At 35.1% G+C, this 7311-nt stretch carries 3 protein-coding genes; all 3 read left to right on the forward strand.

All coding sequences use genetic code 11. The features are described from left to right. The first annotated feature begins 296 nt into the window (after positions 1–296). The 3 genes from JW841_17245 (at position 297) to treS (ending at position 7277) form a co-directional block, all read left to right on the forward strand. Complete coding sequence (locus JW841_17245; GenBank protein ID MBN1962681.1) at positions 297–503, forward strand: cold-shock protein; 207 nt, start codon at positions 297–299, stop codon at positions 501–503. Between the two features lie 418 nt (positions 504–921). After that, on the forward strand, positions 922–3843 hold the full coding sequence (gene treY / locus JW841_17250) for a malto-oligosyltrehalose synthase (protein MBN1962682.1): 2922 nt from the start codon (positions 922–924) through the stop codon (positions 3841–3843). A gap of 68 nt (positions 3844–3911) precedes the next feature. Beyond that, on the forward strand, positions 3912–7277 hold the full coding sequence (treS, locus tag JW841_17255; GenBank protein MBN1962683.1) for a maltose alpha-D-glucosyltransferase: 3366 nt from the start codon (positions 3912–3914) through the stop codon (positions 7275–7277). The last annotated feature ends 34 nt before the right edge of the window (positions 7278–7311 follow it).

Consider the following 7311-nt stretch of genomic DNA (forward strand, 5'->3'; position numbering starts at 1 on the left):
TAATAACATCTAAAAATTGAAAACAATGCATATATGATATAATTTGTATAGCTTGTGTGCTGTTTTATGTTTTTATTCATCTTCATCAATTAGAGAAAAGAATTAATTTTAAGTCATGTAATCTCTTGCATCATGGTCTATTCTGCTGTAATTAGGCGAAACATTGAGCAACCTTTCGGATAATTTTAAAACAAAATTTTCTTTTAGGGTTAATAAATAATGCTCAATGGGGGAATGAAGGTTTTTTGTAGCAAAAAGCAAGTAACAAGGAAGTAAGTAACAAGGAAGTCAGCAACATGGCTCGTGGCACTGTCAAATGGTTCAATGACGCAAAAGGTTTTGGTTTCATTACTCCAGAAGGAGGGGGAGAAGACGTGTTTGTACATTTCACGTCAATCCTTGCCGAAGGTTTTAAATCTCTTGCTGAAGGTCAATCAGTTGAATACGAAGTTATTCGTGGAGACAAAGGTCTACAAGCTCGAGGCGTAAAAACAGTAAGTTGATGTAATCTTACATTTTTATTTTGCCAAGAAAACCAGTTTATATCTTTTTGAAAATTTAAATATGTGATTGCTAGTTTTTTAGCTTATGGATTGGTTTGCTTAGCATATTTATTTTTTTCGTTTACTTATCAGAAAATATTTCTGCAACAAATTTGTGTATCTGATTTTTAAAGATCATAAACCGATTAGTTGGCAATAATTGCCGTTTTTTAATGGCATTTTTATCTGCCTTGTTATTAAGTCTTTAAAATAAAGAAAAACTCAATTTTAATTTACTAGTTAGGCATAGTGATTAAGAGGATAGACAATTAGTTAAATTAGTTATTGAGTTTATACAGATTAAAAACGCTAGTACATATATAAATTTTAATTGGTCACATGATTATATGCGACGACTAGCTTCTATTCGGGAGATATCATGAGACTTCGCATTCCATGCTCCACATATCGTCTTCAACTTCACCATGAATTTGATTTTGTGGCTGTAGAGAATTTGTTAGATTACTTAGATGCATTGGGTATTACAGACGTATATTTATCTCCGATTCTTGCAGCATTAAAAGGAAGTCGACATGGATATGATGTTATAGATCCAGAAACCATTAACCCTGAATTAGGAGGGGAAGCAAAACTACAAGCATTAGCCGATTCGCTTAAGAAACGAAATATGGGCTTACTGCTTGATATAGTACCCAATCATATGTGTGTAGCTGGCGGGCAAAATGCCATGTGGCTAGATGTGTTAGAAAATGGCCAAAGTTCACCATATGCTTCTGTTTTTGATATAGATTGGAATCCACCTAAGCCTGATTTAATGAGCAAAGTATTATTACCAATTCTTGGAGACCAATATGGCTTAGTATTAGAGAGACAAGAATTACAATTAAAATTCATTAAAGGAGCATTTGATTTAGCATATTATGATTTATTGTTACCCTTAGCGCCTAAAAGTTGGATACCAATTATTGATCTTGGTATAGATATACTTAGGGGTGATGGTGAAAATGCATTACCAAGTGTTTCATTGCTTGAAAGTATCCAAACCGCATTAAAATATTTGCCCACACGAGAAGAAACTAACGAAGAGCGTTTACGTGAGCGCAAAAGAGAGAAAGAAGTCATTAAAGCAAGGTTGGGAGCGTTGGTTGAAGAATGCAAGCCGGTCAAAGAAGCGCTTACAGAGGCGTTAAAGAAAATTAATGGCATTAAAGGGCAACCTCGTAGTTTTGACTTTCTTGATAATATTTTAAATGATCAAGCCTATCGCTTAGCTTACTGGCGAGTAGCAACAGATGAAATAAATTATCGTCGCTTTTTTGATATCAACGAATTAGCGGCGGTTAGAATTGAAGACCCAAAGGTATTTAATCTCGTTCATAATAAAATATTTGAATATATAAAATCAGGTTGTATAACCGGACTAAGATTAGATCATGTGGACGGTTTATACGATCCAACAGAATATTTGCGAAATTTACAAGCAGCAGTTGCGAATGAATTATCTATTGAAGATAAACAAAGTGTAAAGATTGAACGAGATAACAATGCTATCGAGCCTAATTTATATGTTGTAGCAGAGAAGATTCTCGCAAAAGGAGAGGAAATTCCAAGAGATTGGCCGATTCATGGTACTACCGGATATGATTTTTTAAATTCAGTTGGTAATGTATTTATTGATTCTAATGGTGCAAAAAATATTCGTGATATATATTATCAATTTACCGGTCAATGGCAGCAATTTGAAGATATTGAATATCATTGCAAACAATTAATTCTTAAATATGCTTTAGCGAGTCAGGTGGCAATGTTAGGTCGGCAACTTGATCGAATTTCTGAACAAGACCGACACTCACGTGATTTTACCCTTGAGAGTTTACAAGAAGCATTAGAAGAAATTTTGGCGCATTTTCCAGTTTATCGTACATATGAGAGACCAGATGGTGTAATAACCGAATCTGATCGTAGATGGATAGGACAAGCCATAACTGCAGCAGTTAATGCTAATCCGGCAGCAAGTGAATCTGTCTTTAGGTTTATTCATAATTTATTAATTGGAGCACATCCTGCAGGTTTATCTGAAGGCGATCTTAGCATACGAAAAGATTTTGTTTTACGTTTGCAGCAAATTACCGGGCCGGTCATGGCTAAAGCTATTGAAGATACGGCGTTTTATCGTTTTTTCCCATTAGCTTCGCAGTGTGAAGTTGGAGGCAATCCAGACCTTTTAGGTATCAGCATCGAAGAGTTTCATAATACTAATATTACAAGATTAAATAGCTATCCTCATTCATTACTTACTACTACTACTCATGACACAAAACGTAGTGAAGATGTTCGCGCTCGAATACAAATGCTTTCAGAAGTAGCCCAAGAATGGTCACAGGCGATAGAACAATTCATGGTCATTAATGCAAAACACAAAAGTATAATTAATGGATTGAAAGCACCTGATGCGAATGAAGAATATTTATTATATCAGACGCTAGTGGGCATCTGGCCGTTACATGAGATGGATAATATTGAATATGCAGATACTGTCAATCGCATTCAAACATATATGCAAAAAGCTTTGCGTGAAGCAAAAGTGCACACTAGTTGGGTAAGCCCTAATATAAATTGGGAGGACGCGGTTTCTAATTTTATTAACCGAACTCTGGATCGTATAGAAAATGGTGTATTTTCTAAAGCTTTTATGGATTTTATTTTGCCTGTTGCAAGAGCAGGAATGTATGCTTCGTTGGCGCAAGTTATTTTAAAAATAACATGTCCTGGTGTTCCTGATTTTTATCAGGGCAATGAATTATGGAATTTATGTTTAGTAGATCCGGATAATCGCAGGGCAGTAAATTTTGATGAACATCATAAAAAGTTAAATGCTTTAGATTTGTATTATTTAAAAAATGATAGAAAAATTATTCAAAAACTCATTGATACAATAGAAGATGGCACTATTAAGATGTATATCATGGCGCGAGGTTTACATCTGCGACGTAATAATCACGAATTATTTATGCACGGTAGTTATATCCCACTTAATTCATCGGGTATTTTTAGTGAAAAAATTATAGCTTTTGCACGAACTGCAAGTAATAAAAAAATTATTACATTAGTTGCACGACATTTTTTATCATTATTTAGGGGTAAGTTACCTAATAAGTCCTTCTTGGTTAATTCTGATATATGGAAGGAGACATATCTAGAGCTACCAGATGTGAGCTATCAAGGGATGTATCGTAATATAATAACAGATGACCAAATAATAATGACCAACGATAATAAGATAAATATATATAATATATTCAAATTGTTACCCATGGCAATATTAGAAAAAGTGCAATAAAAAATCGATGTCTTTCAATTATATTAAGACCTATATGGACAAACATTTTTTGTTATTGAGATCATAAGATGGCTACTCGGCAAAAAGTAAAAAAAAGTTCGATAGATCCTTTGTGGTATAAAGAGGCAATACTATACGAATTACGTGTTCGTTCATTTTATGATGCCAATGGTGATGGCATAGGTGATTTTGCCGGATTGACCGAAAAGCTATCGTACTTGCAAGACCTTGGGGTTACTGCATTATGGCTTTTGCCATTTTATCCTTCACCGATGCGTGATGATGGTTATGATATATCTGATTATTGTGATGTTCACGCTGATGTCGGTACATTAGATGATTTTAAAGAATTTTTAGATGAAGCTCATAATCGCGGACTTAGAGTAATTACTGAACTGATATTAAATCATACATCAGATCAACATCCATGGTTTCAACGGGCGCGCAAAGCGCAAGCCAATAGCGTTGAACGAAATTTTTATGTCTGGAGTGATACTCCTGAACCTTATCAAGAAGCCCGAATAATTTTTAAGGATTTTGAAAGATCAAATTGGACATGGGACCCAATAGCTAAAGCATACTTTTGGCATAGATTTTTTTCACATCAGCCAGATCTTAACTTTGATAACAAAGCAGTTAAAAAAGCAATCTTAAAAGTAGTTGATTTTTGGTTAGGATTGGGCGTTGATGGTTTACGCCTTGATGCGGTTCCTTATCTTTACGAGCGTGAAGGTACCAATTGCGAAAATTTGGCTGAAACATTTGCTTTTCTTGAAGAACTGCGTCGACATGTCGATCAAAATTTTGAAGATAGAATGTTATTAGCTGAAGCTAATCAATGGCCCGAGGATGCTGTACGTTATTTAGAAGGTGGCAATAAATGTCATATGGCCTATCATTTTCCAATTATGCCACGGATGTTTATGGCATTACATATGGAAGACCGCTTTCCCATCACTGAAATCCTTTCCCAAACTCCGGCGATTCCGGATAATTGCCAATGGGGAATGTTTTTACGTAATCATGATGAGCTGACCCTCGAAATGGTAACCGATGATGAACGCGATTATATGTATGAAGCGTATGCTAAAGATCCACATGCTCGTATAAATCTTGGGATTCGCAGACGTTTAGCACCATTGTTAAACGATAATCGGCGTAAGATTGAACTATTAAATATGCTGCTATTTTCACTGCCGGGGACACCGATCATTTATTATGGTGATGAAATCGGTATGGGTGATAATGTACATTTAGGTGATCGCAATGGTGTACGTACTCCTATGCAATGGAGTGCTGATCGTAATGCGGGTTTCTCACGAGCAAATACACAGAGATTGTTTCTACCGGTTATCGTTGATCCCGAATACCAATATGAAAGTATAAATGTTGAAACTCAGCAGGGTAATCTATCATCCCCTTTATGGTGGATGAAAAGATTAATTGCTTTACGAAAACAATCACACGCTTTTGGTAGAGGTAGTTTTCAAATCCTTGAACCGGCTAACCATAGTGTTTTTGCGTTTATTCGAGAATATAATGAAGAAAAAATTTTAGTGGTAGCGAATTTATCACGTTATACTCAGTATGTTGAATTAGATTTGTTAAATTATGAAGGATATGTACCAATAGAACTATTTGGACGTGTGCATTTCCCTATAATAAGCCACGCCCCATTTGTTTTAACTCCTGGGCCACATACAGTATTTTGGTTTTTCTTGGAGCATCCACAACAAACCACCCAAAAAAAAGATGTACCCACCAAGCTTGCTGAAATATCCATAAATGAAGGAAAATTACTATGGGATGAAAAAGATAGACGTGCGTTTGAAAATATTATTGTAAATTATATTCAAACACGCAGATGGTTTGGAGGTAAGGCAAGAAAAATTAAAACGGCAAATATCGTAGATATTATCAACTGGCGCTCACTTGATGAACCGACAGCATTATTAATAATAGATGTTAATTATAATGACGGTTTGACAGAAAGCTATAATTTGCCGGTTACCTATAATTTGTCAGAATCAAAGAGTATTCTTGATGAATCACAACTTAATATTATTGCACTCATCAAAAGTAATAAGAAGAAACAGCAAGAAGAACAAGCATCTGGGCGACTTATTGATGCAACATTATCAGACGAATATTGTCATTCTTTATTACAACTATTTGAGCGAAAAAACACATTAAAAACTGGTACTAGCAAGCTGTATTCTCATTTAACGAAATGGTTACGTAAAGAAGCACCTATTAAGGACGAAGATTATAATTATAGGCTATTAACTTCTGAACAAAGTAATACATCAATTATTTATAACGAGCGATTAATACTCAAATTGTTTCGTCGATCATGTGTTGGAAGAAATCCAGATTTAGAAATAAGTCGTTTCTTAACAGAAGAATGTAATTTTGCACATACGCCCAAAGTTGCAGGTTGGATAGAATATAGTGATAAAAATAGTAAAGTACGCACCTTAGCATCATTAAGTGAGTATATTCCAAATACCCGAGATGCGTGGAGCTATGCACGCGAAGAAATAAAACGTTATTTTGAAAGAATATTGCCAAGATGTGGTATTATGCCGGCCCCAGTATTTAAAGGATCAATCATTGATTTAATTAATTATGAACCATTAGAAATTATTTACGAATTATTAGGGGTATTTGCTCAATCGGCAGGATTATTAGGTAGAAGAACCGCCGAATTACATTTAGCTTTATCTGCAAATACTGAAAATGAATATTTTACCCCTGAGTCATATACTGCCATGTATCAACGTTCAGTGTATCAAACTATGCGAAATCAAATGCAACAGGTAATAAGGCAATTGAAACGCAATATGATGAATTTAACTGAGCCAGTGCATAGTATGGCGTATCATTTGATCGCTAGTGAAAAAGTAATTCTTAATCGATTTGATGAATTTAAAACACGAAAAATAAAAGCTCTACGTATTCGTAATCATGGTGATTATCATTTAGGGCAGGTTCTTTATACAGGCAAAGATTTTTATGTCATAGATTTTGAGGGTGAGCCGATGAAGCCGCTTAGTGAGCGTTTACGAAAGCATTCTCCAATACGCGATGTAGCTTCGATGATTCGTTCTTTTTATTATGCTGCTGCTGTTAATATGATGGAAGAATTAGAAAATGGTGCGCTAACTTCAGTTGCGCGTGGATCTATAGGTGCTTGGGCGGAAGTATGGGCTCAATATGTAACACGAGCATTTTTAAAAAGTTATGTTGAAAATGCTGCAGGCGCATGTTTTATGCCTAAAGACCAAACAGAATTGCTTACGCTTATTAATGTTTATATTATCGAAAAAGCCCTATATGAAGTAAGTTATGAGTTAAATAATAGGCCGAGCTGGTTGCGAATTCCGCTTAGTGGAATTTTTTCAATCATCGAGAGAAAGAACAATGACCAATAAATGGAAATTATCTTTTGGTGCAACGCCGACTAAA

The sequence above is a fragment of the Deltaproteobacteria bacterium genome, assembly GCA_016931625.1.
Taxonomy (GTDB): domain Bacteria; phylum Myxococcota; class XYA12-FULL-58-9; order XYA12-FULL-58-9; family JAFGEK01; genus JAFGEK01.

Coding starts and splice junctions, on each gene's coding strand:
- treS (MBN1962683.1), top strand. CDS start 3,912: ATGGCTACTCGGCAAAAAGTAAAAAAAAGTTCGATAGATCCTTTGTGG.
- JW841_17245 (MBN1962681.1), top strand. CDS start 297: ATGGCTCGTGGCACTGTCAAATGGTTCAATGACGCAAAAGGTTTTGGT.
- treY (MBN1962682.1), top strand. CDS start 922: ATGAGACTTCGCATTCCATGCTCCACATATCGTCTTCAACTTCACCAT.